We start from the raw sequence: 26,219 nt of genomic DNA, 5'->3' as shown, positions 1-26,219 counted from the left end.
CGCAGAAGCACTCCATCCGACCCGAATATATTAACCTTTCAGTTCCTTGATTCGTGCAATCACCTTATCCCGTTTATCGGAATAGTCCGCTTGCTTGGCGCGCTCTTCTTCAATAACTTTAGCAGGAGCCTTGGCAACAAAGCCTTCGTTCGCCAACTTTTTCTCCACACGGAGTACTTCGCCCTCAAGGTTCTGCAACTCTTTCTCCAGACGAGCCACTTCCTGATCAATATCAATAAGACCCGCCAGCGGCAAGTACAGCTCAGCCCCAGTAATGACAGCAGTCATTGCTTTATCCGGTGAGCTCAGATCCAGGCCGCTGTCGAACTCGGACGTATTACAGAAACGTTTGATGTAATGGCTGTTGCGTTCAATGATGCTGGATGTCTCTGCGTTGTTCGCTTTCACCATTAATTCAATTTTCTTGCTCATTGGTACGTTTACTTCTGCACGGATGTTTCGCACTGCACGAATGGTATCCATAAGCAGGTTCATCTCGGCAACCGCTTCTGGGTTCTCCAACGCAGGGTCATACACCGGCCAGGAAGCCAACGTAATCGTCTCGCCTTCATGCGGCAGATGCTGCCAGATCTCTTCCGAAATGTACGGCATGAACGGATGAATCAGGCGCATAGTCTGATCCAGCACATAAGCAAGCACCGATTGTGTTTTCTTCTTGGCAACCGGATCTTCCCCATAGAAGGATAACTTCGCAAATTCAATATACCAGTCACACAGGTCATCCCAAATAAAGTTATACAGCAAACGGCCTGTTTCTCCAAATTCATATGCTTCGATTAGACGCGTAATATCACGAGAAGTTTCGTTCAGGCGGTGCAAAATCCAGTAATCCGCTGTTCCAAGGTCTCCACTAATATCACGATCTTCATAGGTGAACCCTTCCAGATTCATCAAAGCGAAGCGCGATGCATTCCAGATTTTATTGGCAAAGTTACGAGCCTGTTCAACCCGCTCCCAGCGGAAACGGAGATCCTGACCCGGAGTGCTGCTTGTAGAGATCATGTAACGCATTGCATCTGCACCATATTTCTCAATCACATCCAACGGATCAACACCATTGCCTAGCGATTTGGACATCTTCCGTCCGTCTGCATCACGAACAAGACCGTGCATCAGCACATCCTTGAACGGAACCTCTTCTGTGAACTCCAGAGCGGTAAAGATCATACGCGCCACCCAGAAATAAATAATGTCATACCCTGTTACGAGTACACTTGTCGGGTAATAACGTTTCAGATCTTCCGTATCTTCCGGCCAGCCTAATGTAGAGAATGGCCATAATGCGGAGCTGAACCATGTATCCAGAACGTCTTCATCCTGTCTCAGCTTACGTCCAGCGTATTCTGGCAATGTTGTCGGATCTTCAGCAGATACAATAACTTCTCCAGTCTCCTCGTCGTACCAGGCAGGAATACGATGACCCCACCACAATTGACGAGAGATACACCAGTCACGAACATTCTCGATCCAGTTCAGATACGTTTTCTCAAAACGATCCGGAACAAAATGAACCCCTTCACCGCTTTGTTGCTTCTCAATCGCTTTTTCCGCGAGTGGCTTCATCTCAACAAACCACTGTGTCGACAAATACGGCTCAACGACAGCTCCTGTACGTTCGCTGTGTCCAACCTGATGCGTATGATCCTCGATGTTGATCAATACGCCCTGTTCTTGCAGGTCGGCAACAATCTGCTTACGGCAGTCGCTGCGATCCAGTCCCTGATATTTGCCTGCTTCGGCATTCATCGTACCCGTCTCATCCATCACCGTAATCTGTGGCAGAGCATGACGAAGGCCCACTTCGAAGTCATTCGGATCATGAGCAGGCGTAATTTTCACGGCGCCGCTTCCGAAATCTTTATCCACATACTCATCTGCAATAACCGGAATTTCGCGTCCGATAATAGGCAGAACAAGCACCTTGCCAATCATATCTGCGTAACGCTCATCCTTCGGATGAACAGCAACTGCCGTATCTCCCAGCATCGTTTCCGGGCGAGTTGTCGCTACTGTAACATACCCACTTCCGTCTTTGAGCGGATAACGCAGATGGTACAAGTGACCCTGAACTTCTTTATATTCAACCTCAATGTCGGACAGTGCAGTCCGGTTCACCGGGTCCCAGTTAATAATTCGTTTGCCTCGATAAATGAGGCCTTTTTCATACAGTTGAACAAAAACTTTACGTACAGCCTGGGATAGACCTTCGTCCAGTGTAAAACGTTCACGTGAGTAATCGAGCGACAAGCCCATTTTGCCCCATTGCTGACGAATGGTTGTTGCGTATTGCTCCTTCCAGTCCCATACCTTCTCCAAGAACTTTTCGCGTCCCAGATCATAACGAGTCTGACCTTCTTCACGCAATTTCTGCTCTACTTTGGTTTGGGTAGCAATACCTGCATGGTCAGAACCCGGCAGCCACAGTGCATCATAGCCCTGCATCCGCTTGGTACGAATCAGAATATCCTGCAGTGTAAAATCGAGCGCATGCCCGATATGGAGCATTCCGGTTACGTTCGGGGGTGGAATTACAATCGTATAAGGTTCAGCATCTTTACGCTGACCCGCCTTAAAATATCCATTTTCCATCCAAGTGGAATACCATTTTTGTTCCGCAGCTTTCGGATCATATGTGGTTGGCATTTCTGTTGCAGCTGAATTTTTTTGTTCAGACATGTGTCATTCCTCCGTTACTTATTCATCATCGCCAAAAAACAAAAAAACCTTTCATCCATCAAAGGACGAAAGGTTAGCTTTCGCGGTACCACCTTTGTTTCACGCAGATAAAAAGATAGACTACCCCTTCTATACTTACGTGACACTTCAAGCAGATAACGGCTGCGACCGGCCCATCCTACCTTAGGAATGAATGATACTAAAGTTACTCATCCCTTGTATTCAAACAGGCAACTCCCGGGCGACTTCGATCAGTTGGTTCCTACGGAATTTCCCAGCGCTACAATTCCGCTCTCTGAAAGGTCATACTGTCTACTACTCCCGATCCACGTTGTTCTTCAAAAAACCTAAACACATCATACCCTGCCCGTGCCCGATAGTCAACCTGACAACAGCGGAAAAAGCGCGCTGCAATGCAGGTTGAGGGCAGACAAAGCAAAAACCCGCCATCCTCAAGGGATCACGGGTCGAAATGGTCATTAAACCTGCCTACAGGTTAAGGGATATATAGAATCTGTCCTTCTTCCACAACCTGTTCGGAAAGACGATTATACAACTGGAGCTCTCGGGTACTTAACTGATATCGGTCTGCAATGGTATCGAGCGTCTCTTCACGCTGTACAATGCATAACTTTACTTTACGGAACGGGGTCTGGTCGACAATGGTGCCGAGAAACAGGTTCTTCCACTCGACATCTTCAGGCTGATATGCTTCTTCCTGCAGGACTCCAGCAAGTGCCTCTTGCTCTCGTTCTGCCTCCGCCTCCCGTGTTACTCTGCCAGAGGATAACAAGGAGGAGATGCCAACGCCCTCTTCCTGTTTGGGTGCAGATTCTCTCTTGCTGCCAAAAGCAACCTTAAGCTCCGGCTTGTCTTCCGTCTCAGCCACAGGTTCAGGGATAAACGATTCTTTTTCAGCGGGCTCATTCGTCTCTACCGCTCCAAGAGGAGGTCTGTCTTCCTCCGAAATTTCCGATTCAGACGCTGCAAAGACATCCTGCCAGTTCTCTGACTGCGAACTTGCCGGAACATCTGCAACTGCGTGCTCCTCCTGCTTTGGTTCAGATCGAGTAGATTCAAAATGCCATACGTCTGGTGCCGCCAGTTCATCCGAATGCTGCAGTTCCAGTTTGGAATCGGCCTGCTCCGAATTCCTTAAGTACGTATGTAAGGTCTCGACGGAAGGCTCGGACCAAACAGACTGCTCTTCAGCCAGAGGAAGCAAAGGCTCAGATTCAGGGTAAGAAGCCAACCTGTCGGCTGTCTCCGCCAAAAAAGACGAAACTGGAGAAGGCGTATCGGACAACACATTCGCTTGCGCTTCATCCTCCTTGTCCCTCAAGGACGAGGACTCTTCGTTTTCAGCTACTATTTTGCTTTGCTCCGCGTTCCCATCCCCTTGCTGCCAGGACTGAAACTGTTCGGAAGAAGCTTGAAATAGATGTTCCTGCTGCAGCTCCTCTTCGCTCCGTTGAAGCAGATACTCCTGAGCAAAAGCATTGGGATAGCTGCCTGTCTGCTCTGTTTCAGCGGAACGGTCGCCCTGCTGAGGGTCGGGCGAATGTACAACGGTAAACTCATCTGCTGACCAGACCTGCGGTTCCTCCACGGGAAAGCCCTCAATACCGCGAAGTGACAATACCCCTGTAATGTTTAGACTTCGGTTGGATAACAAATCGACATCAAAATTTTCGATCTCAATGGAAATATCCTCAAGCGATCTTACCCGGTTCAGGGGTACCGTGATCTCCACCGGAATAAAATGTTTGAGTTCCTCCGAGATCTCGTTCTCTCCCCGATACGCACCTGTTAGCAAAAGATGGCCTCGCAATGTTGCATGATCATCCTGACCTATCACCTGAATGCGGGGATATAACTCAATTTCCTCCAGTTCCTCAATTGCAGGGACTCCCTCTGACAAATGAACGCGCTCATAAATATCGAACCGCAAACCATAAGGTTGATTCAACAAAGGTGGCGTCCTCCTTTCGGCATATGTTCACCATGATCCTTCTCATGGGACTGATCCATGGTCCAAATCCTTCGTTACCCCATCTATATGCCTTGAATGAGATGAGCATGCCACCTTTTATGCAAACCTTCCCAGTTTATTGGTCCTTGCCTTTACGTTGTGCCAGTTGTTCGAAATCCTGTGGCCAAGGGTCTGCCACTTCAATTCGTGCCCCTGTCAGTGGATGACTAAAAATCAGTGTCTCACCGTGGAGCGCCTGCCGACCAATAGAATCCCTTCTGCCTCCGTATAACTCATCTCCAACGAGGGGATGTCCCACATAACTTAAATGCACCCGAATCTGGTGTGTGCGCCCTGTATCCAGTGTCAGCCTGATAAGGGTCGCCCTATCCCATACCTCCACGATCTCTACGTGAGTTACAGCGTCCTGCCCACCTTCAGAGACACGTCTGCGCTGCTTGTGATGCCTGTCCTTCCCAATCGGAGCATCAATCCTATTCAGCTCCGTGGATATCTTACCGCCTGCAATGGCGACATAATGCCGTCCAATGTCTTTACGCCGCATGGCTTCATCCAGTTTGGTGAGAGCAAAAGCATTTTTGGCATATAAAACAGGCCCAGTTGTGTCCTCATCCAGACGGTGAACATGGCGTACATTCGCCTGAACCCCATTCATTTCGTAATAGGAGGCCACCGCGTGATCCAGCGTAATTGCTTGATCCGTCCGGCTTCCATCGGGATGAAGCTTCATTCCGGCCGGTTTGTGCACAACCAGACAGAAGTCATCTTCATACAGGACATCGATATCCGCCCAACGCGGTTCAACATCGATCGGCTGAGACGCAAAAAGGGCCAGCCGAAGCCGGTCCCCTGCGAGTTGTATGCCCTGGTTGGTCTTTAGCTGACGCAACATTTTTTCTGGTAACTGAAGCTCAGACAAGAGCCATTGTTCTGCAGCCGTTTGCCTGTCTGAACTGCCTGTCACCGCTTTGCCTGGCATCAGCTCAAGCCATTCCCCACGGCGTTTCCAACTTTTAATGGTCATAGTGATTGAAGAGCCTTACGGTTCGCCTCAATCGTATCGTCAATATCCTGCTCCGTATGCACGCCAGAGACAAACATACCTTCGTATTGGGAAGGAGCAACACTTACACCCTGATCAATCATGGCCGCAAAGTAACGACGGAATTGATCCAGATTGCTTTCTTTGGCAATATCATAATTCGTAACTGGAACTGCACTGAAAAATGGACATACCATCGAACCAACACGGTTAATGGTTATGGCTACGCCGGTCTCCGCTGCATTCTTTTCAAACCCAGCCTGCAAGCGTGCAGACAATGTCTCCAGACGATCATAGACCTCCGGTGTCAACAATTTGAGTGTGGTATAACCTGCTGCCATAGCCAGCGGATTACCGCTCAGTGTACCTGCTTGATAGATTGGTCCGGTCGGAGCAATCTGTTCCATCAGATCACGTCTGCCGCCATAAGCGCCCACCGGAAGCCCGCCACCGATCACTTTACCCAGACAAGTCAGGTCAGGTGTAACGCCATATCGTCCCTGTGCACAGTTCAACCCTACACGGAAACCAGTCATGACTTCGTCAAAAATGAGCAAACTGCCGTATTGCGACGTCAAATTGCGCAGGCCTTCAAGGAAACCCGAAACGGGTGGTACAACTCCCATATTACCTGCAACAGGTTCCACAATGACGGCGGCCAGTTCTTCACCATAACGTTCAAAAGCAAGCTTCACCGACTCCAGGTCGTTGTATGGGACCGTAATCGTATTTATAGCCACACCTTCAGGAACACCCGGGCTGTCAGGCAGACCCAGTGTCGCTACACCAGATCCTGCTTTGATCAATAAGCTGTCGGCATGCCCATGGTATGATCCTTCAAACTTCAAAATTTTACTACGTCCGGTTACACCACGTGCAAGCCGAATCGCACTCATGGTTGCTTCCGTACCGGAATTCACCATTCGTACAATATCGATCGAAGGCACACGCTCACAGACGAGTTTAGCCATCTCTGTCTCCAGCAGTGTTGGCGCACCAAAACTCGTTCCTTTAAGGGCTGTCTCACGCAAAGCTTCTACAACGTCAGGATGCGCATGTCCCATAATAAGCGGACCCCAGGATCCCACATAATCAATAAAAACATTGCCATCAATATCATAAATTTTGGAGCCTTCTCCGCGCTCTGCATAGATTGGGGTAAGCCCGACCGATTTGAACGCCCGAACGGGACTGTTCACACCCCCAGGTATGTACTGCTTGGCTTCTTCAAATGCGCTGCGTGAGCGCTCATCATTGCGACGAGTTCCTTGTTGTGCAGTCATGAACATCCTCCTTAGTGATGAGGCCCCTCCATACCTATTGGAGGAGCCTATTATATAATTTTGATAAACCATAATCCGCTTTGTTCGTCCTTGCTGTTATGGGAGCAAGCTATTATTTCTCGGCCAACCAGCGTGAAGCATCTTTTCCGTAGTACGTAATAATCATATCTGCACCCGCACGTTTCATACTCAGCAGAATTTCCATGGCCACTTTTTTCTCATCAATCCAGCCTTGAATCGCCGCTGCCTTCACCATGGCATACTCTCCACTTACGTTGTAAGCAACCAGTGGAAGATCGAATTGGTCCTTGATCGTACGCATGACATCCAGATAGGACAGTGAAGGTTTCACCATCAACATGTCCGCTCCTTCAAGCACATCGGTTTCGGCTTCACGCAATGCTTCACGAGCGTTCGCCGGGTCCATCTGATACGACTTGCGATCTCCGAATTGTGGCGTGGAATCCGCAGCTTCGCGGAATGGACCATAGAATGCCGACGCATATTTTACGGAGTAGGACATAATCGGAATATGACTAAAACCATTCTCATCCAGTCCGGCACGGATCGCTTGGACAAATCCATCCATCATGTTGGATGGTGCAATGATGTCCGCTCCAGCTTTGGCCTGGGATACCGCTGTTTTCACGAGCAGCTCCAGTGATTCGTCATTGAGAACATCTCCGCAAATGTGACCGTCCAATTCCACGGTGTGCACCATACCACAATGACCGTGATCAGTGAATTCGCACAGACAGGTATCAGCCACAACGAGTAGCTCAGGATACCAGGACTTAATCAGCTTCGTTGCTTCCTGTACAATGCCATCTTCAGCAAATCCAGACGAACCAACACTGTCTTTGGTTTCGGGAATACCGAATAAGAGCACAGCTGGAATACCCAGATCGGCAATCTCCTTCACTTCTTCCTGCAGACGATCCAGCGAGAAGCGGAATACGCCTGGCATCGATTTGATTTCAGATTTTACATTTTCACCATAAGTAACATAGATAGGTTGGATAAAGTCATCCACAGTCAAATGGGTCTCTCTCACCATATTGCGAATACCTGTGGATTGACGTAAACGGCGATGCCGCACAATTGGAAAACTCATACGTGTGAAACCTCCCTGAATAGTGATGTGGAGCAAAAAGCGAAGCGCGCCGGTATCGTAACGAATTCAGCACGCTTCATCTATCGATTGCGGTTCAATTTATATGTTTAATGGGGAAATACAGCTTCTGTGGCAGGCTTTCGTTTCCACTCAGACAACACAGAAATCAAACTTTCAATGGTTGCTTCTTCAGCCATCATTGTGACCTTCAAGCCTGCTGCTTCTGCCGTCTTCGCTGTAACAGGCCCGATACATGCAACCTCTATATTTTCCAATAAAGGCAAGGGATCCTGCAATCCCATCCGTTTCAGAATGCTCATAAAATTGGTGACGGTAGATGAACTTGTGAAGGTCATCGCATGAATGCCGCCCTCTTCAAGTAGCTTCAGCAGTTCATCGTCATCCTCGCCAGCCAGAATGGTGTCATAGATAATCGCCTCGGTAACCAGAAGTCCTCGTTCCCTTAACTGTTCAGGCAACCAGGAGCGTGCGAGATCTCCATGCGGTAAAAGAACCCTTTGCCCTTCCTTCAGTTCACTTTCAAAAGCTTCAAGCATACCTTCGGCCTGAAATGGTCCTTGAATGACTTCCGCTACGATACCATACTTACGCAAAGCATCCCCAGTTGAAGGCCCCACCGCCGCAACTCTCGCTTGATGAATGGAGCGAATATCTTTCCCCTGTTGCTGCAAATGACGGAAGAAGAATTCCACCCCGTTTACACTCGTGAAAAATACCCAGTCAAACGTATTTAACGCACCAAAGGCCTGTTTGACACTTTCCTGTGCCGACTCCCCTGATGGCATCACGGTCTCAATTACCGGAAACTCGTAAGGTTCACCGCCAAGTTCCTCGATCCGGTTCACCAATTCACTAGCCTGACTGCGTGCCCGCGTTACCAAAATGCGTTTGCCAAACAGCGGCAGTGCTTCCGCCCATTTCAACTGTTCGCGCTGGTTCACCACCTCACCAACTACAATGACAGCGGGTGGTTGAAAATTCGCAGCGATGACTTTTGCTTCGATATCTTCAAGCGTACCTGTGATCGTATCTTGCTCTGCTCTTGTGCCCCAGCGAATCAATGCCACTGGTGTTTGCGCCGGGCGTCCGTGACGAATCAACTGTTCGCTGATATATCCAATTTTGGATACGCCCATCATAAATACCAGTGTACCTGTTGCATTCGTCACTTTATCCCAATGAATACTGCGGTCAAGCTTGTCCGGACTCTCATGCCCCGTAATGATGGAAATAGAGGAAGCATAGTCGCGGTGGGTCACAGGTATTCCAGCGTAAGCAGGTACACTTATTGCTGAGGTTACGCCAGGTACGATTTCAAAAGGAACGTCGTTTTTGCGCAGCAGATCAGCCTCTTCACCCACGCGTCCGAATATCGTCGGGTCTCCCCCTTTAAGCCGGACCACAACTTTGCCTTCCAGTGCGAGATCAACCAGCAGCTGGTTGATTTCTTCCTGCTTCATCGTATGTCGATCCGGCCGTTTACCTACATATATCTTAACCGCGCCGGGCTTCATTTGTTTGAGTAATCTTGGACTAGCCAACCGATCGTAAACAACAGCATCCGCTCGACCGATCGATTCCCAGCCTTTTACCGTAATCAGCTTGGCGTCACCTGGACCTGCACCAACCAAAAAGACCTTCCCCACCATGTCTTCATCCCCTAACTTCTGCCAGTATCTGCTCTGCTCCCCGTTCAATCAATCTCCAAGCCACTTCTTCTCCAAGACGAACCGGATCTTTGCCCGTCATCGCTTCTTTAAGAATCAGTCCACCGTCTGGCGTACCGACCATACCTGTTAATTGTAACGTGTTTTGTCCATTCGGGGAATCTGCATCTTGCTGTGGCACCCATACGGCATGAGCTCCAATCGGAACCTGACAACCCCCATTCAACACACTAAGGAAGCGACGTTCAGCCAACACAGGAAATGCGGTTTCCGGATCGTTATACAACTGCAACAGATGGAGCAGTTCGGCATCATCTTCACGGCATTCAATGCCGAGCGCACCCTGACCAACTGCGGGAAGACAAGCTTCCTCTGACAGATACTCCGTAATCCGATCCTGCCAGCCCATTCGATACAAACCAGCGGCAGCCAAAATAATAGCGTCCAAACCTTCTGTCTCCAGCTTGCGCAGTCGGGAATCAATATTGCCACGAAGCGATTCGAGTTGCAAATCCGGACGGTATGCTTTCAGTTGACTAGATCGACGCAGACTGCTCGTCCCCACTCTTGCACCTTCTGGCAATTGATCCAATGTGAGTCCACCATTCGAAATCAGTGCATCACGAGGATCCGCACGACGCGGGACAGCCCCGTTCGTCAACCCTTCGGGCAGCTCAGAAGGCATATCCTTCATGCTATGAACAGCCATATCAATCGTGCGATCCATCATCGCCTGTTCAATCTCTTTGACAAATAGTCCTTTGCCTCCGACTTTGGACAGGGTTACGTCGAGAATCAAATCTCCTTTTGTAACAATTTTATGTACTTCAAAATCAAAAGCTAATCCTTCCCGTTCACAAATATCACGTAAATCTTGAATTACATGGCCTGTCTGGGTCAAAGCAAGTGCGCTTTGTCTGCTTCCCACTTTAATTGTCCGCATGTCTACACGTCCTCCTGATTATGGGATATCCAGTCCCCAATTTGTTCTTCGGTCCACCACTCAAACTGACCTGTACGGATCTTTTCCAGCACATCCATTTCGGTTAAACGACGAAGTAATTTAGCTCTGATACCTGAAGAAGATACACGCGCCTTTACTTCCATCCTCATCTGATACAAAAATTCAATATATGTCTCGTACTCATCTCCGAATTGCTGCTCCAAGGTGTCACGAATTTCTGCTGCGGCCACGGGTCCTGCCCCAGCGGTTGATATCGCAATGCTCAGTCTTCCACGCCTGACCACACTTGGTGTAATAAAGGTGCTACGCTCAGAAGATATGGCGTCATTAACCAGTATACCCGCATCTTCAGCTTCTTGGACAACAGCTGTGTTCACTTCACTATGGTCCGTTGCTGCATATACGAGAAAGGCCCCCCGCAAATCTCCATTGCGGTAGGACCGGGCCAGCCATTGAATTCGGGAATCATGATGCAATTGTTGTAACGTTGGCGTAACTTCCGGACTAATCACCTTGATTTGCGCTTCCGCATGAAGCAAACCTTTTATTTTCCGTTCAGCAACACGTCCGCCTCCAACCACGCAGCAGGATTTCCCTGATATATCCACAAATATTGGCGTGTACCGTTCCATCCCCTTCACTCTCCCGTCCAACGATGAAACGCTGAATACGCATTGGATAAAAAACTGATAATGACAAAGCCATATCCGATCAGCGTCCATCTCGCCATAATAACTGTGGAAAACTGTTTTCTTCTCTTAAAGACGAAATATCCCACATAGATCGCTATGGCCAGTCCCGTTGCAATAACCTTGAGATCCAAGAGCAGGCTCCAGCGCGTTTCAGCTACAATGGACAATACCGCGAGCATGATAGAAACACCAAGAAGTGGTGTGCCTATCAGTGTAGCCCCATCCATATATTTGCCGATCACTTCGAGGCTCGGCAGACGACGTACGGTATCATTCCATTTCTTATTCTTCAGCTTACGGTGCAAGAACAGATATAACATGGCAAATACAGCACCCACCGTCAGAGCCGCAAAACCAAGATTGGCCAACGTAATATGCATAATAAGCAATCCATGCACAGTCTGCCAGTTATGCAGAGATATCTCACCTGCTGTAAACCACAACCGGTTCAACACCGTAACGGAGAAACCTACCACGTTCAGCAATAAAATGACAAATTCGGAACGCTGAATACGAGTCATTACCAGAGACATCAACACAATACTAAATGAAAAGATAAACAAAAAATCAAACGTGGTGTAGATTGGAAAATGCCCTTCAGTTAACATGCGTAAAATGACATGGAACACCTGAAGCGCCCACACAACAACAAGAAACCCTGTGCCTGTCCGCTTCGCCCCCGCATTGCGTCGAATGCAGTCCGAGAAATAGAACAGTAGGCTCAGGGCATACATATAGATTAAAGCTTCATAGATTTGTTCAGCTAGGGTCAAGCTGCCCACCCGCCTTATACGCCTGCCGGAGCATAAGCCGGCACGGGGTCTTGCCGGGAATCGTTAAGATGAACGGCATCCGGTTTGCGCAGAGCCGTCGCATCACTCTGACTTACTTTCTCAGCGGCCACCTCTACTGCATCCTCCAGAGCAAAGATCTGAGTAAACATGCGCAGCGCTTCATCACCGTGCTTGGTACCCGCCATTTCCTTAATCCGGTTAATCGGATCTGTCGTCATTTGATTGACGATGCTTTTCGTCAGACGGCGGATAACTTTACGTTGATGTTCATCCAGTTCAGGCAATTTATTAAACAGACTATCCATCGTCTCTTCATGAATGGAAGCACCTTTTTCCTGCAATGCCCGAATGACAGGACGAACGCCCAAGGTTTTGAGCCATTGATAATAATCTTCCATCTCAAGTTCAATCATTTTCTCGATCTTAGCAGCTTCTACCTTACGCATCTCCAGATTGCTCTCCACGATTCCTTCCAAATCATCAATATCATAAAGGAATACATTGGATAACTCGCCGATTGCCGGATCAATATCCCGTGGAACAGCAATATCAATGAGGAACAGTGGACGCGATTGACGACGCTTCATGCTCTCCCGAACAACAGTGGCATCCAGTACATATCTTTCGGCCCCCGTCGAACTGATGACAATATCAACCTCGTTCAGTCGTTCTAGTGCCTGTTCCATCGTACAAGGGGTCCCCCGAAACTTCGCTGCCAATTCCTCAGCACGCGCAAGTGTCCGATTCGCCACAATGACTTCGGAGGCTCCGTTGGTATACAGGTGTTTTACTGTAAGTTCACTCATTTTGCCGGCACCCAGAATCAGCACCTTCTTATCCGTGAACATACCAAAGATACGCTTGCCTAGTTCTACAGCAGCATAACTTACAGATACCGCACTCTCTCCGATCGAAGTCTCCGAATGAGCCCGTTTGCCCAATGTAACAGCCTGTTTGAACAGCATGTTAAACCAGGTCCCCGTAGCTTTCTCTTCCTGTGCTTTGAAAAAAGCCTGTTTCACCTGTCCAAGAATCTGAGTCTCGCCAATAACCATTGAGTCCAGCCCACAAATGACACGGAACAAATGGCGCATGGCTTGATCATCTTCATATATATATAAGTGTTGCGTAAATTCTTCCCGCGGAACATTAAACCATTGTTCCATGAACGTCCGAATAAAATAACCACACATGTGAAGACGGTCTACCACAACATACAACTCGGTACGGTTACATGTGGCTACGATTACACCTTCCAATACACTCTTGGTCAGCTTGAGCTGCTGCAGCGCTTCAGACAAGTCCTTTTCTGCAAATGTGAATCGTTCCCTAACCTCTACAGGCGCCGTGCGATAATTCAAACCAACGACAACGATGTGCATTGCAAGTTCACCTGCCTAATAAATTTCCAATCAAAGTGTTTTCTACATATGTTCATCCATTTATGATTGACATGGTTAATTATATCACACATCCATAGTATGACTGGGCCATTTTTATGAAATGTTTATGAAATCCCCATGTAAATCATCTTATGCATTGTCATTTATTGTAGTGTCTCACCAATCTTCACCGTTATGCGTTAAATACTTGTTTTAATGATAAAGATTCAGGAAAATCCCATATAAAACAAATAGCCATGGATGGCTCCATGACTATTCAGGTTTGGGATGATCTTCGTTCCATCCCGATATGTGAACATTATTCATGCTGTCGAATTAAATCATGTATAACATTTCATTTGGTTTCATTTCTGGTAACTCCATTTGCAATTCGAGATTAAAAATAACATCTATCCAAAGGGAATGCAACCCCTTTTAGGAAGATCAAAAAATAAAAGATTCGTGTCCATCAAGCTCCCAAAATCAAGAAATCCCCTTTCGCTTCTGCCTGGAATATGCCAGATCAGAGCATTAGGGGATGGTTAGTTAGATACTTGTATAATTCACTCTTTTGAGTCAGTAGGCTTCAAGCTCAAACAGCCGTTTCTGGTGGCGCGCAAGCTTTTCATCAATCTGCTGAACTTGATCAGAAGTAGATGCATCCAATCTTGAATCGAGTAACGAATCAACTTCGGCGTATAACCTGTTTATCTCGCGTTCAATATCTCGAGCCTGGAACACACGTTGCAATTCAAGCAACGTATTTTTGTATTCGTAGATGACACGGGTATTCTCGCCGGTCTGCTCCACAATTTTACGGACAACGCCCTGAGTATAAACATACGTCATGGTGAACTCCTCATAAATGCGATGAACAACGCCATCACCCTTAAAGGTCATAAAGAGCTTCCGAACTACGTTCGTCAGATAATGGTTTACCAGGCGGCAAGATAACTCACAGATGTAAAACCCTTCCCTACGGTCAAAAGGGAAATGAACTTCTTCTCCACTCACATCCACGAGCACAATTTCCTGGCAGCCATTCTCCATCACCTTCACTCGTTGATGAATCCGGCCATCTTCTGTCATGCGTAAAAACTGATGCATCTGGGGTTCTGACAATTTCAAAGTGGCTTTAACATACTCTGTGGCTAATCGCTGAGCCATAAAATCTCCTCAATTCTTTCCCGATTGTTTTGTCTTCCTGCACTTGTGGCAGTGATCTCAAAATTCTTCAGGTCGGCAAGGCCGCTACTTTGGTACTGTTGGCACAAATGCACCTATACTCATTATACACTACCGTATAGCTATTTCGCCCCAAAATAAAACAATGAATGTTCACGAAAATCCATAAAATATGGATTAATCCTTGATCGAATCAAAGATCCACCCCAGTTGCTCGCTTTCCTACATCAAATGGCGTAATCCCCGGTTATCCGTTAATTTCGTTGTCTTCGTGATTTTTCTCAGCCTGTGACTCTTCTTCCACTGTTTCTTGACCGATTCCGGCAAAGCGAGTGATGATCTCCCATAACTCTTCTTTACCTAAACCTTCTTCCGATGAAAACGGTACAAACAGATCGCCAGGACGAAGATCCAAAGCTTCTTTGATGACTTTAATATGTTTGGCTCTACGCGTTTTTGGAATCTTGTCCATCTTCGTCGCAACCACTACCAGAGGCAAGCCATGATGGCGGAGCCACTCATTCATCATCTTGTCATCCTTGGACGGCTCATGTCTCATATCCACCATCTGCATGACCAGTTTCAATTCCTCGCGTCCCAACAAGTACTTCTCCATCATTTTGCCCCAGGCAAAGCGTTGCTCTTTGGAAACTTTAGCGTAGCCATATCCCGGGAAATCGACGAAGTAGAGATCCTGATTGATCTTATAATAGTTCAGTTGCTGTGTCTTACCAGGGGTAGAACTTGTCCGCGCCAAGTTTTTGCGATTAATCAAACGGTTGATCAAAGATGATTTCCCTACATTGGACCGCCCCGCCAAGGCAATCTCGGGCAGGCCGTCCTCGGGGTATTGTTCAGGCCGAACGGCACTGATAATAAATTCGGATTGATTTACTTTCATAATGTATCTGTCCTCTCTTTAACTCCTGTGCTCTTACTTAGAGCTGCTGTTGGTATTATGCCATGGATTGTTCTATCATACCAAAAAAACCGTTCCAGCGGACGCCAAAGCTTCCGCAGAACGGTTTACTCTTCATACGATCCCTCGTTTAACGGACTACAGGTGAATTCCTGCCTGTTCCACAAGCGCATGTTGCAGCACCTGATCCATATGAGCTACAGGAACAAATTCCACATCTTCTTTGATGCTGTCTGGAATATCCCGCAGGTCCCGTTCGTTATCCTTGGGCAATAATATTTTTTTGTAACCGGCACGGTGAGCCGCCAGTGATTTTTCCTTAAGTCCGCCGATCGGCAACACACGACCACGAAGCGTTATTTCGCCAGTCATGGCAATGTCCTTGGAGACATGTTTGTTTGTTAGAGCAGAGATCAACGCAGTCGCCATCGTAATTCCGGCAGATGGTCCATCCTTCGGAATGGCTCCTTCCGGAACGTGGATATGGATATCGTTCTTCTCGTGGAAGTCGGACGGAATGCCAAGCTGTGCAGCTTTGGATCGGGTGTAGCTGAATGCCGCCTGAGCCGATTCCTTCATGACATCGCCCAGTTTACCCGTCAACGTCAGCTTGCCTGTACCAGGTACAACGGTAACCTCGATCACGAGGGTATCTCCACCCACTTCAGTCCACGCTAGTCCCGTCACCGTACCAATCTGATCTTCCAGTTCGGCCATACCATAGCGGAATTTACCCGGACCAAGGTAATCCTTCACTTCATCTGGTGTAATGTTAATCTGACCTTCTACACCAGACACGATGTTTTTGGCCGCTTTCCGACACAACGAAGCCATCTGCTGTTCCAGATTCCGTACGCCGGACTCTCGTGTATATTCACGAATGACACGCAGCAAGCTGTCATCCCCGATATTCAGCTGATCTTCTTCCAGGCCATGGTCCTGTTTCTGTTTCGGCAGCAAATAGTTTTTGGCGATTTGCAGCTTCTCCAGTTCGGTATATCCCGGAATATTGAGCATCTCCATCCGGTCCAGAAGCGGACGCGGAATGTTATGCACTGTGTTGGCAGTTGTAATAAACATAACGTTAGATAAGTCAAACGGCAACTCTACAAAGTGATCACTGAACGTGTTGTTCTGTTCGGGATCAAGAACTTCGAGCAACGCTGCGGAAGGGTCTCCGCGGAAGTCCGAAGCCATTTTATCGATCTCATCCAGCAGGAACACCGGATTGAGTGAACCCGCCGTCTTCATGCCCTGAATGATACGTCCTGGCATTGCACCCACATAGGTGCGACGATGACCGCGAATTTCTGCTTCATCTCGCACGCCCCCCAGCGATATTCTGACGAATTCGCGTCCAAGGGATCTGGCGATAGAGCGGGCAAGTGACGTTTTCCCGACCCCTGGAGGTCCAACCAGACAGAGGATCGGTCCTTTTAGCTTTTTCACCAGCTTCTGAACAGCCAGATATTCAAGTACACGTTCTTTCGGTTTTTCCAAACCGTAGTGATCTGCATTTAGCACATCTTCAGCCTTTTGAATATCCAGATCGTCGGCTGTCATCTGCGTCCAAGGCAGTCCGAGCAGCCAATCCACATAGTTGCGGATAACGCCACCTTCGGCAGAACTTGATGGCATTTTCTCCAGACGATCAATTTCTTTCTCAACCTTTTCCTTCACCTTGTCCGGCAAGTCAAGAGCCTCCATTTGATTTCGGAGTTCCTCAACTTCCCCGGCACGGCCTTCTTTCTCACCCAGCTCTTTTTGAATCGCCTTCATCTGCTCACGCAGATAATATTCTTTCTGGGTTTTCTCCATCTGTTTCTTCACGCGCTGACTGATCTTACGTTCAAGCTCCAGCACTTCCCGCTCATTGTTCAGGATGTCCAGCAGCTTCTCCAGCCGTTCACGAACGTCGATGGTCTCCAAAATCTCCTGTTTGTCCTTGATCTTCAAAGACAGGTGACTGGTGATAACATCGGCCAAGCGCCCTGGTTCTTCAATATCGGACACAGCCGCAAGTGTCTCAGGTGTAACTTTTTTGGACAGATTAATATAATTTTCGAACTGGTTCAGAACTGTACGCATCAGCGCATCCGTTTCCGGATGACTGTTCTCCTCTTCAGGAAGCTCTTGAGCCAGAACCTCATAGTATTCCTCGTTGTCCGTATATTCAATGATTTCAGCCCGTTCCAAGCCTTCCACAAGTACACGAATCGTCCCGTTTGGAAGTTTCAGCATCTGTCTGACCTTGGCAACGGTTCCGATTCTGAAAATGTCCTCTTGTGTTGGTTCTTCAATATTTACCTCGGCTTGGGAACATAGGAGAATCAAATGTTCTTCTACCATCGCTTTTTCTAAAGCCTTGACCGATTTCTCCCGGCCCACATCGAGATGCAGTACCATACTCGGGTAGACGAGAAGTCCTCTTAAAGGCAGTAAAGGAAAACGACGACCTTTCGCTTTGCTCGGTCCCATCGCTTTCGCACCTCCAATGGCTCTCAGGTTGTAGTCATTCATTATTCTATCAAATGTTCACATAAAAAACCAATGAAGGGAAGCGCTTAGCAGCTTCCCGAATCTGTAACCTGTCCTGGACGGGGCAAGTCAGCACGCAAATAGGATGCGGATGCCGGTGGGAAAATCTCCGGTGCCGGTGTCGATGTCTCCTCCGCAAGGTTGATTTGTTTGGCTTGCTCCTCATTGGGCACCCAGTCAAATACTTCTCGGAATACGTCTTCAACAGTATCGACCGGGATAACACGTAAGCCATCCAGATTTTCAAAGATGGACTGCCAGTTCTCTGCCGGAATAATGACCGTCTTCGCACCCGCCTGGAATGCAGCCTCCACTTTGGCGAGTACACCGCCGATCGGTTTTACCCGGCCATGAATACTGATCTCGCCAGTCATCGCTGTCTCATGGTCAATCGGACGCCCCTGGATGGCTGATGTAATGGCTGTCGCCATAGCAATCCCGGCAGATGGGCCATCAATTGGCGTTCCACCTGGAAAGTTGACGTGTAAATCATAATCGTTAGGACGAATACCCATGGCCTTTAATACGGTTAACACATTTTCAACCGAGCCTTTAGCCATGCTTTTTCGCCGGAGTGTGCGCGAACCGCCTCCAATCTCTTCTTCATCCACAACTCCCGTGATGTTAATTCGTCCCTGATCTCGAAGAGCCGGAACAGCGGATACTTCGATCTCCAGAATGGTGCCCATATTCGGTCCATATACGGCCAAGCCATTCACAAAACCGATCTGCGGCCGCAAAGGCACCTTGCGATCTGGTCTGGGCTGAATCTGGCTGCTGCCAGCAACCCATTCCACATCCGAAGCCTGCAACGTTTCACGTTTTTCAGTCAAAGCCAGCCCAGCAGCGAGCTGAATGATATTCACCGCTTCACGACCATTGGTTGCATAGCGCTTAACCACATCCACTGCTTCTGGACACGGACTGAATCCGATTTTCTGAACGGCATCTTCCGCGATTTGCCCAATCTCTTCGGGCAGCAATGGACGGAAATAGACCTCCATGCACCGCGAGCGCAAGGCTGGAGGCAGTTCATGGGGCGAACGGGTCGTCGCTCCGACCAGACGAAAATCGGCTGGCAGACCATTTTGAAAAATATCGTGGATATAAGCAGGAGTATGCGTGTCTTCTGAGTTATAGTACGCACTTTCCAAAAAGACCTTGCGGTCCTCCAACACTTTCAGCAGTTTATTCATCTGGATGGAATGCAATTCACCAATCTCATCAATAAAAAGCATCCCTCCATGCGCTTTCGTAACGGCACCGGGTTTCGGCTGAGGAATACCAGCTACGCCCATCGCTCCTGCTCCCTGATAGATCGGATCATGCACTGAACCAATCAATGGGTCAGCAATACCACGTTCATCAAAACGCGCCGTCGTGGCGTCGAGTTCCGTGAATTTGGCATCGGCCTTGAAGGGAGATGACGGATTCTTTTTGGCTTCTTCCAAAACCACCCTTGCCGCAGCTGTTTTACCTACTCCTGGAGGTCCATATATAATGACATGCTGAGGATTAGCACTGCATAGTGCGGCTTTAAGGGCGCGAAGTCCGTCTTTTTGCCCTACAATGTCATTAATGGTTGCCGGACGTGTCTTCTCTGACAGGGGCTTGGTGAGTGAAATGGAGCGCAACTTCCGCAGCTTCTCCAGTTCCTTGCGTGATTCACGTTCAACCGCACCGCGATTCGTTTTCTGACCACGAAGCAAATTCCAGAAATACAAACCGATCACCACACCAAAAAATAACTGAATCATCATTATGACCATACCAAATTCCATGTCTCAACATCCTCCTGTTCTATCCCTATTCTCATATGAGATCATGCTAATACTTGGTAGTATAGCCTTTTCACCGAGACGTAAACGGGTGATCAGGAAATTGTATGTTTGAGAACAAAAAACAGCCCGTCAATGATGACGGACTGTTACATAACGATATATAAATCAATCAGTGCGAGCGACCAGGAATAACGCCTGTCGTTTCATAGGACTCCACGATTTTGTCGATCTCTTTTTTCAATTCCTCAACCATGATTTCTTCCGGAACTTTACGGATCATTTTACCATGACGGAACAACAAGCCTTCTCCACGTGCACCGGCAATACCGATATCCGCTTCCTTGGCTTCACCCGGACCGTTAACGGCACAACCCAACACCGATACTTTGATCGGCACCTTGAGTTTGGAGATATACTCTTCCACTTCATTCGCAATGGAGAACAGATCGATATCCAAACGCCCACAGGTAGGACAGGAAATCAGCGTAGCTGCATTGGAAATTAGACCAAAGGTTTTGAGCAGGTCACGAGCGACCTTGATTTCCTCAACCGGGTCTGCACTAAGCGATATCCGCATCGTCGAACCAATACCCATCGATAACAAAGCACCCATACCGGCAGAACTTTTAATTGTACCCGAGAACAATGTACCCGCCTCGGTAATCCCCAGATGCAACGGATACGGAATGATTTGAGCTGCTTTGGTATACGCCTCAATCGCCATCGGCACATCCGATGCTTTGAGAGACACGATGATATCATGGAAATCCAATTCTTCCAAAATACCAATGTGATAAAGTGCACTTTCTACCATAGCATCAGCTGTTGGGTAACCATATTTCTCAAGCAAATGGTTTTCCAGAGATCCTGCGTTTACCCCGATTCGAATCGGAATACCCTTCTCTTTACAAGCTTTGACGACTTCCTCTACTTTTGCACGTTTACCGATATTGCCGGGATTAATCCGTACTTTATCGATGCCGTTCTCAATCGCAAGGAGCGCCAGTTTATAATTAAAATGGATGTCCGCTACGAGCGGAATATTAATCCGTTTTTTGATTTCCTTGATGGCTGCTGCAGCTTCCTCATTGTTCACTGTTACACGCACCACTTGGCATCCTGCTTCTTCCAAACGCAAAATCTCTGCCACGGTCGCCTCAACGTCTGCCGTTTTCGTTGTACACATGCTCTGGATGATGACTTCGTTGCTGCCACCAATCGTTAAGTTACCCACTTTTACGGGTCGTGTATCTTGTCTTAAAAACATGAGTGATTTCTCTCCCCACAACGTCAAAGCTCCACCCTGACAGAGACATGAATTCGCCTTCTGCCAGGAGTGGAGAACTGACAAGTCTATATTTCAGTGTTGAAACGGAATATTAACCTTTAGTTAGGCACTTTCTTCCTGCTTGTCGTCCTTGGATTGGCTTAGTTCAGGCACGACTCTCTTCTCAACGACTTCTTCGGTAATGACACAGTTCGTAACATCATCACGGGAAGGTACTTCGTACATAATCTCAAGCATAATGCCCTCGATGATTGCGCGCAGACCACGTGCACCCGTGTTACGTTTAATGGCTTCCTTCGCAATCGCCAGTAATGCTCCTGGTTCAAACACCAGATTTACATTATCCAGTTCAAGCAATTTTTGGTATTGTTTCGTAAGCGCATTTTTTGGCTCGGACAGAATCCGTACCAATGTATCTTCGTCCAGAGGCTCCAAAGTGGAGATAACTGGCAAACGGCCTACAAACTCCGGAATCAGACCGAATTTCAGCAAGTCTTCCGGCAATACCATACCCAGATATTCACCTGGTTTAAGATCTTTTTGTTCCGCAACGGTGTTAAAGCCGATGACTTTTTTACCGATCCGGCGTTTGATCATTTGCTCGAGACCATCAAAGGCACCGCCACAAATAAACAAGATGTTGGTGGTATCAATCTGGATGAATTCCTGATGTGGATGCTTACGACCACCTTGTGGCGGTACAGAAGCTACAGTTCCTTCCAGGATTTTCAGGAGCGCTTGTTGAACACCTTCACCCGATACATCACGTGTAATGGATGGGTTCTCGGATTTACGCGCTACTTTATCAATTTCATCGATATAAATAATGCCGCGCTCTGCTTTTTCCACATCATAATCAGCAGCTTGAATCAGCTTGAGCAGAATGTTCTCTACATCTTCGCCGACATAACCTGCTTCAGTCAATGAAGTTGCATCAGCAATAGCAAAAGGAACATTAAGGATTTTGGCCATCGTTTGCGCAAGCAACGTTTTACCAGAACCCGTAGGTCCTAACAGCAAAATGTTACTTTTTTGCAATTCAACGTCCTCAATCTTGCTTTGTGTGTTGATCCGTTTATAGTGATTGTAAACCGCTACAGACAAAGACTTCTTCGCCTGATCCTGTCCAATGACGTACTGGTCAAGAATGTCGCGGATTTCTTTCGGTTTTGGAATATCTTTGAGGTCCAGTTCTTCGTCATGACCGAGCTCTTCCTCTACGATTTCAGTGCACAGTTCGATACATTCATCACAAATGTAAACGCCCGGTCCAGCGACCAGCTTGCGCACCTGTTCCTGAGATTTACCGCAAAAAGAGCATTTCAATTGCCCTTTCTCATCGTTAAATTTAAACATGAAACCACCCCTTTAGGAATTGATCGGTCTGCTGAGCACCTGGTCAATAATGCCGTACGTTTTGGCTTCTTCAGCACTCATGAAAAAGTCACGGTCTGTGTCCCGCTCGATTTTCTCAAGGGGTTGACCTGTACGATCGACGTATATTTGATTCAGTTTCTGACGTGTTTTAATAATCCATTCTGCGTGAATTTTGATATCCGCAGCCTGTCCTTGAACGCCGCCAAGCGGCTGATGAATCATCACTTCGCTGTTAGTCAGCGCATATCGTTTGCCAGGAGCACCGGCTGTCAGCAATAACGAGCCCATGCTTGCTGCCATACCTACGCAAATGGTCGATACATCCGGCTTGATATATTGCATCGTATCGTATATACCCATCCCTGCGGTGACAGAACCACCAGGTGAATTAATGTACAAGCTGATATCCTTCTCAGGATCGTCGGCTGCCAAAAACAAAAGCTGCGCTATGACAAGATTGGCTACATCGTCATCAATCGCACTGGTTAAAAAGATAATGCGATCCTTCAGCAAACGCGAATATATATCGTAAGACCGCTCGCCTCGATTGGTTTGTTCAACAACCATTGGCACCAGACTCATGAGACCAACCTCTTTTCTACATGTAATTAGACATAGGCTACCTGTAAAGCAAACCCAAATTCATTCTAACACGTTCCTGTGACAATGTCATTTTTCACAAGTGGTGTCAAGACAGAGTGAGTTTACTTTTTTGCCTGATCATATTTAACCATGTTTTCTATGTATGTGCAAATCGGAGCAATCCTATGCCGTTTCACCTTTTTTTTATTTGCAGGAGAACCATAGAACGTTGAATGTGCATAACCAATGCCACAACGAAATCCATCCATATTATTACTGAATCCTCTATAAAATGGATGCCATAATTTAAAAATAAGGCACGCAATGATTCACGTGCCTTATCGTTTATTCAGCTGTTCATTACATAACAGCTTGTCTTATTTTTCGTCAGCTTCTGCAGCAACTTCTTCAGCTGGAGCTTCAACAGCTTCAACGACTTTGCTGTTCTCAACGAGAACATCGATCGTTTTACGCAGTTTCACTTCGTCACGAAGGCTGTCCAGGGAACCATTACCCTCGAGAATGCCACGAATCTCTTCAGCAGGACGCTTGTAAGACTCAGCCATTTTTTCGAGTTCTTGGTTAACTTCTTCGTCAGACACTTCGATGTTTTCCGCTTTACCAACTGCTTCAAGAACCAGGTTGTTACGAACACGTTTGGAAGCATCTTCCTGCATTTGTCCTCTCAGGTCAGCTTGTGTTTGACCAGAGAAGCTCAGGAACATTTCCAGGTTCATACCTTGGTTGCGCAGACGGTTGTCGAAATCACGCATCATGTTTTGTACTTCGCTGTCAATCATTGCAGAAGGAATATCCACTTCAGCATTTTCAGCCACTTTTTCTACAACAGCATTTTCTTGAGCTGCTTTGGCTTCATCTGCTTTGCGGGATTCCAATTGCGTTTTCAGGTCAGCTTTGTACTCTTCAAGCGTATCGAATTCGCTAACATCTTTTGCAAACTCGTCATCCAGTTCAGGAAGTTGTTTACGTTTGATTTCATGTACTTTCACTTTGAATACCGCTTTTTTGCCAGCCAGTTCAGCTGCATGGTAGCTCTCTGGGAAAGTTACTTCAACGTCTTTGAAGTCGCCTGTGGAAAGACCCACAACCTGCTCTTCAAATCCTGGGATGAATGTGTTGGAACCAAGTTCCAGGGAATAACGCTCAGCTTGTCCGCCTTCGAACGGTACACCATCAACGGAACCGTCAAAGTCGATTACAGCAACGTCGCCGTTTTGTGCAGCGCCTTCGTCGATAACAACGAGTTCTGCGTGACGTTGTTGAAGACGCTCGAGCTCTTCAGTCACTTCTACATCCGTTACTTCATGTTTGGCTACAGCAACTTCAACGCCTTTGTAGTCACCCAGTGTAACTTCAGGTTTAACGGTTACTTTCGCTTTGAACTTGAATACTTGTCCTTTAGCGAATTGCTCGACGTCTACGTCAGGACGATCAACCGGGAAGATATCCGTTTGGTCGATTGCTTCTGTGTAAGCTTCAGGAAGCAAAATGTCAATTGCTTCTTGATACAAGCTTTCCACACCAAAACGAGCTTCGAAGATCGAACGTGGAACTTTACCTTTACGGAATCCAGGTACGTTTGCTTGTTTAACTACTTTATTAAAAGCTTTGTCGAGTGCTGCAGTTACACGATCTGCACCCACTTCAACCTCAAGAACCCCAAGGTTCTTCTCTATCTTTTCCCAAGTTGCTTTCATTGTATACTTTCCCCTCCAAAATTCGCATGTTCACGTAGGCAATCACGTACAAAATAACCATTTTAGTATAAACAAGATTAGATTCTTTTTCAAGGGGAATCCCTTGATACGGTTTGAGGAAAACGTTTCCGGGTCCTATTGACCATCCAAACCGGCAGAAACAAACTGCTTCATCGATCGATATGCTTGCTCCAGACGAAAGCGCATCGCCCCTGTCACAGCATACATTGAGCGAGTATCTTCCTCGTCATGCGAACCGCCCAGACTGTCTGCAACGGTCATATGTAGAGCAGCTGCCCATATATCTGTCATGGAATCATTTTCTTCCAGCATGGACAGGTAATCACGGGTTCCATACACGGCCATGACATATTGAATCCATAGTTCTTGTGCAAAATAAAAGAGCGTAGGTTCATGAACCTCCGTCTGATCTGCCACTCTTTCAAGAATCTGAACGATCTGAATCGGGAAATCCTCAGGTCTCAGCGGAACCGTATCAATCTCCACTTCAACCGGCTCTTCCCCACGAGTAAACGCAATAATGCCTTGAACACCTCGGCGTCGTAATGTCTGAAGCACACGGAACTGAAGTAAAGGATGCAGCGTCTTGTCTTTGAGCCAACCGGTAAGCGAATCATCAATTTCTGGCCGATCGAGATATGCAAGCTGCTCCAGCGCCAGCATCGTTTGTTCAGATAAAGGTTCCTCCATCACGGTACGAAGCAGTTTATCCGCATAGCCGTCATCCTGCTCAAGCTTGGATCGGGCATGTTGACGTGCCATGTCCTCTTCGCTGATTTCCTCTTCCTCACGCTCTTCACGAACCTCGGGTAAATCTTCCCCATAATGAGGGAATGCAGCTTCAAGCCATTCGAGCAGGGCTCGCCATTCGTCGTAATGCCGTTCTTCCTGCCCTTGGCATTGCAGCAAAAAGCGAAGCAGGTCCATCGCTTCACCATATCGTTCATTTTCTAGCATAACCGTCAATTGAATCTGGTAATAGTCCAGCGTCTTAGGAAACAGCACGATATTGTTACTGTGCTCGGTTTCCGGGGTCGTGGATTCCTTAATAGGAGCACCTCCTCTGTATCCTGAATCTCCAGTCGCAATCAACCATAAATAGATGTATATTAAACGAAAGTCGATCTATTTTTTGAGTTCTTCTGATATTCTAACATAACC

Annotated in this window: 19 protein-coding genes and 1 other annotated feature; all 19 genes read right to left on the bottom strand. The window is 47.4% G+C overall.

The annotated features are described in order from the left end of the window. Positions 1–30: 30 nt before the first annotated feature. Entirely contained in the window at positions 31–2,697 is a 2,667-nt protein-coding gene (locus HP548_RS06475) for a valine--tRNA ligase (RefSeq protein ID WP_175381195.1), read from the bottom strand. 58 nt (positions 2,698–2,755) lie between these two features. Next, positions 2,756–3,035: a binding site (T-box leader), on the bottom strand. Between the two features lie 158 nt (positions 3,036–3,193). Next, complete coding sequence (locus HP548_RS06470; RefSeq protein ID WP_175381194.1) at positions 3,194–4,669, bottom strand: LysM peptidoglycan-binding domain-containing protein; 1,476 nt, start codon at positions 4,667–4,669, stop codon at positions 3,194–3,196. A 136-nt stretch (positions 4,670–4,805) separates the two neighbouring features. Further along, positions 4,806–5,714 (bottom strand): RluA family pseudouridine synthase, encoded by a 909-nt coding sequence (locus HP548_RS06465; RefSeq protein WP_076290784.1) that lies wholly within the window; start codon positions 5,712–5,714, stop codon positions 4,806–4,808. Next, complete coding sequence (gene hemL / locus HP548_RS06460) at positions 5,711–7,015, bottom strand: glutamate-1-semialdehyde 2,1-aminomutase (RefSeq protein ID WP_076290785.1); 1,305 nt, start codon at positions 7,013–7,015, stop codon at positions 5,711–5,713. The genes HP548_RS06465 and hemL overlap by 4 nt, the downstream gene beginning before the upstream one ends. 112 nt (positions 7,016–7,127) lie before the next feature. Next, complete coding sequence (gene hemB, locus HP548_RS06455; RefSeq protein ID WP_076290786.1) at positions 7,128–8,129, bottom strand: porphobilinogen synthase; 1,002 nt, start codon at positions 8,127–8,129, stop codon at positions 7,128–7,130. 107 nt (positions 8,130–8,236) lie between these two features. After that, entirely contained in the window at positions 8,237–9,799 is a 1,563-nt protein-coding gene (cobA, locus tag HP548_RS06450) for a uroporphyrinogen-III C-methyltransferase (protein ID WP_175381193.1), read from the bottom strand. 4 nt (positions 9,800–9,803) lie between these two features. After that, positions 9,804–10,760, bottom strand: a complete 957-nt coding sequence (gene hemC / locus HP548_RS06445) for a hydroxymethylbilane synthase (protein ID WP_099858122.1) — start codon at positions 10,758–10,760, stop codon at positions 9,804–9,806. 2 nt (positions 10,761–10,762) lie between these two features. After that, on the bottom strand, positions 10,763–11,413 hold the full coding sequence (locus HP548_RS06440; RefSeq protein WP_175381192.1) for a precorrin-2 dehydrogenase/sirohydrochlorin ferrochelatase family protein: 651 nt from the start codon (positions 11,411–11,413) through the stop codon (positions 10,763–10,765). 5 nt (positions 11,414–11,418) lie between these two features. Further along, entirely contained in the window at positions 11,419–12,246 is an 828-nt protein-coding gene (gene ccsA / locus HP548_RS06435; protein WP_371121670.1) for a cytochrome c biogenesis protein CcsA, read from the bottom strand. 14 nt (positions 12,247–12,260) lie between these two features. Beyond that, entirely contained in the window at positions 12,261–13,649 is a 1,389-nt protein-coding gene (hemA, locus tag HP548_RS06430; protein ID WP_076290790.1) for a glutamyl-tRNA reductase, read from the bottom strand. A 576-nt stretch (positions 13,650–14,225) separates the two neighbouring features. Continuing rightward, positions 14,226–14,816 (bottom strand): non-ribosomal peptide synthetase module, encoded by a 591-nt coding sequence (locus HP548_RS06425; protein ID WP_076290791.1) that lies wholly within the window; start codon positions 14,814–14,816, stop codon positions 14,226–14,228. Positions 14,817–15,081: 265 nt separating this feature from the next. Continuing rightward, entirely contained in the window at positions 15,082–15,735 is a 654-nt protein-coding gene (yihA, locus tag HP548_RS06420; RefSeq protein ID WP_076290792.1) for a ribosome biogenesis GTP-binding protein YihA/YsxC, read from the bottom strand. 156 nt (positions 15,736–15,891) lie between these two features. Further along, positions 15,892–18,231 carry an endopeptidase La gene (gene lon, locus HP548_RS06415; RefSeq protein ID WP_076290793.1) on the bottom strand — a complete coding sequence of 780 codons (2,340 nt, stop codon included), beginning with the start codon at positions 18,229–18,231 and terminating at the stop codon, positions 15,892–15,894. 86 nt (positions 18,232–18,317) lie between these two features. Continuing rightward, a complete protein-coding gene (gene lonB, locus HP548_RS06410) occupies positions 18,318–20,072 on the bottom strand; it encodes an ATP-dependent protease LonB (protein WP_175381191.1) in 1,755 nt (584 codons plus the stop codon). Between the two features lie 169 nt (positions 20,073–20,241). Continuing rightward, entirely contained in the window at positions 20,242–21,339 is a 1,098-nt protein-coding gene (gene ispG, locus HP548_RS06405) for a flavodoxin-dependent (E)-4-hydroxy-3-methylbut-2-enyl-diphosphate synthase (protein WP_076290795.1), read from the bottom strand. A gap of 123 nt (positions 21,340–21,462) precedes the next feature. After that, entirely contained in the window at positions 21,463–22,716 is a 1,254-nt protein-coding gene (gene clpX, locus HP548_RS06400) for an ATP-dependent protease ATP-binding subunit ClpX (protein ID WP_063566713.1), read from the bottom strand. A gap of 12 nt (positions 22,717–22,728) precedes the next feature. Next, positions 22,729–23,319, bottom strand: a complete 591-nt coding sequence (gene clpP / locus HP548_RS06395; protein ID WP_024633993.1) for an ATP-dependent Clp endopeptidase proteolytic subunit ClpP — start codon at positions 23,317–23,319, stop codon at positions 22,729–22,731. A 377-nt stretch (positions 23,320–23,696) separates the two neighbouring features. Continuing rightward, entirely contained in the window at positions 23,697–25,037 is a 1,341-nt protein-coding gene (tig, locus tag HP548_RS06390; RefSeq protein WP_076290796.1) for a trigger factor, read from the bottom strand. Between the two features lie 135 nt (positions 25,038–25,172). Further along, the gene (locus HP548_RS06385; protein ID WP_099858152.1) at positions 25,173–26,015 is read right to left on the bottom strand and encodes a hypothetical protein; all 843 of its coding nucleotides are present in this window, start codon (positions 26,013–26,015) and stop codon (positions 25,173–25,175) included. Positions 26,016–26,219: the final 204 nt, after the last annotated feature.

Origin of the sequence: Paenibacillus taichungensis, assembly GCF_013359905.1 — a bacterium.
GTDB classification, from domain to species: Bacteria; Bacillota; Bacilli; order Paenibacillales; family Paenibacillaceae; genus Paenibacillus; species Paenibacillus taichungensis.
Note: the sequence above shows the minus strand (reverse complement) of the source record. Positions and strands in the feature narration are given on the sequence as shown.

Coding starts and splice junctions, on each gene's coding strand:
- hemB (WP_076290786.1), bottom strand. CDS start 8,129: ATGAGTTTTCCAATTGTGCGGCATCGCCGTTTACGTCAATCCACAGGT.
- clpP (WP_024633993.1), bottom strand. CDS start 23,319: ATGAGTCTGGTGCCAATGGTTGTTGAACAAACCAATCGAGGCGAGCGG.
- HP548_RS06465 (WP_076290784.1), bottom strand. CDS start 5,714: ATGACCATTAAAAGTTGGAAACGCCGTGGGGAATGGCTTGAGCTGATG.
- HP548_RS06425 (WP_076290791.1), bottom strand. CDS start 14,816: ATGGCTCAGCGATTAGCCACAGAGTATGTTAAAGCCACTTTGAAATTG.
- ispG (WP_076290795.1), bottom strand. CDS start 21,339: ATGTTTTTAAGACAAGATACACGACCCGTAAAAGTGGGTAACTTAACG.
- cobA (WP_175381193.1), bottom strand. CDS start 9,799: ATGGTGGGGAAGGTCTTTTTGGTTGGTGCAGGTCCAGGTGACGCCAAG.
- clpX (WP_063566713.1), bottom strand. CDS start 22,716: ATGTTTAAATTTAACGATGAGAAAGGGCAATTGAAATGCTCTTTTTGC.
- tig (WP_076290796.1), bottom strand. CDS start 25,037: ATGAAAGCAACTTGGGAAAAGATAGAGAAGAACCTTGGGGTTCTTGAG.
- lon (WP_076290793.1), bottom strand. CDS start 18,231: ATGGGACCGAGCAAAGCGAAAGGTCGTCGTTTTCCTTTACTGCCTTTA.
- hemA (WP_076290790.1), bottom strand. CDS start 13,649: ATGCACATCGTTGTCGTTGGTTTGAATTATCGCACGGCGCCTGTAGAG.
- HP548_RS06440 (WP_175381192.1), bottom strand. CDS start 11,413: ATGGAACGGTACACGCCAATATTTGTGGATATATCAGGGAAATCCTGC.
- hemL (WP_076290785.1), bottom strand. CDS start 7,015: ATGACTGCACAACAAGGAACTCGTCGCAATGATGAGCGCTCACGCAGC.
- HP548_RS06385 (WP_099858152.1), bottom strand. CDS start 26,015: ATGCTAGAAAATGAACGATATGGTGAAGCGATGGACCTGCTTCGCTTT.
- HP548_RS06475 (WP_175381195.1), bottom strand. CDS start 2,697: ATGTCTGAACAAAAAAATTCAGCTGCAACAGAAATGCCAACCACATAT.
- lonB (WP_175381191.1), bottom strand. CDS start 20,072: ATGGAATTTGGTATGGTCATAATGATGATTCAGTTATTTTTTGGTGTG.
- hemC (WP_099858122.1), bottom strand. CDS start 10,760: ATGCGGACAATTAAAGTGGGAAGCAGACAAAGCGCACTTGCTTTGACC.
- yihA (WP_076290792.1), bottom strand. CDS start 15,735: ATGAAAGTAAATCAATCCGAATTTATTATCAGTGCCGTTCGGCCTGAA.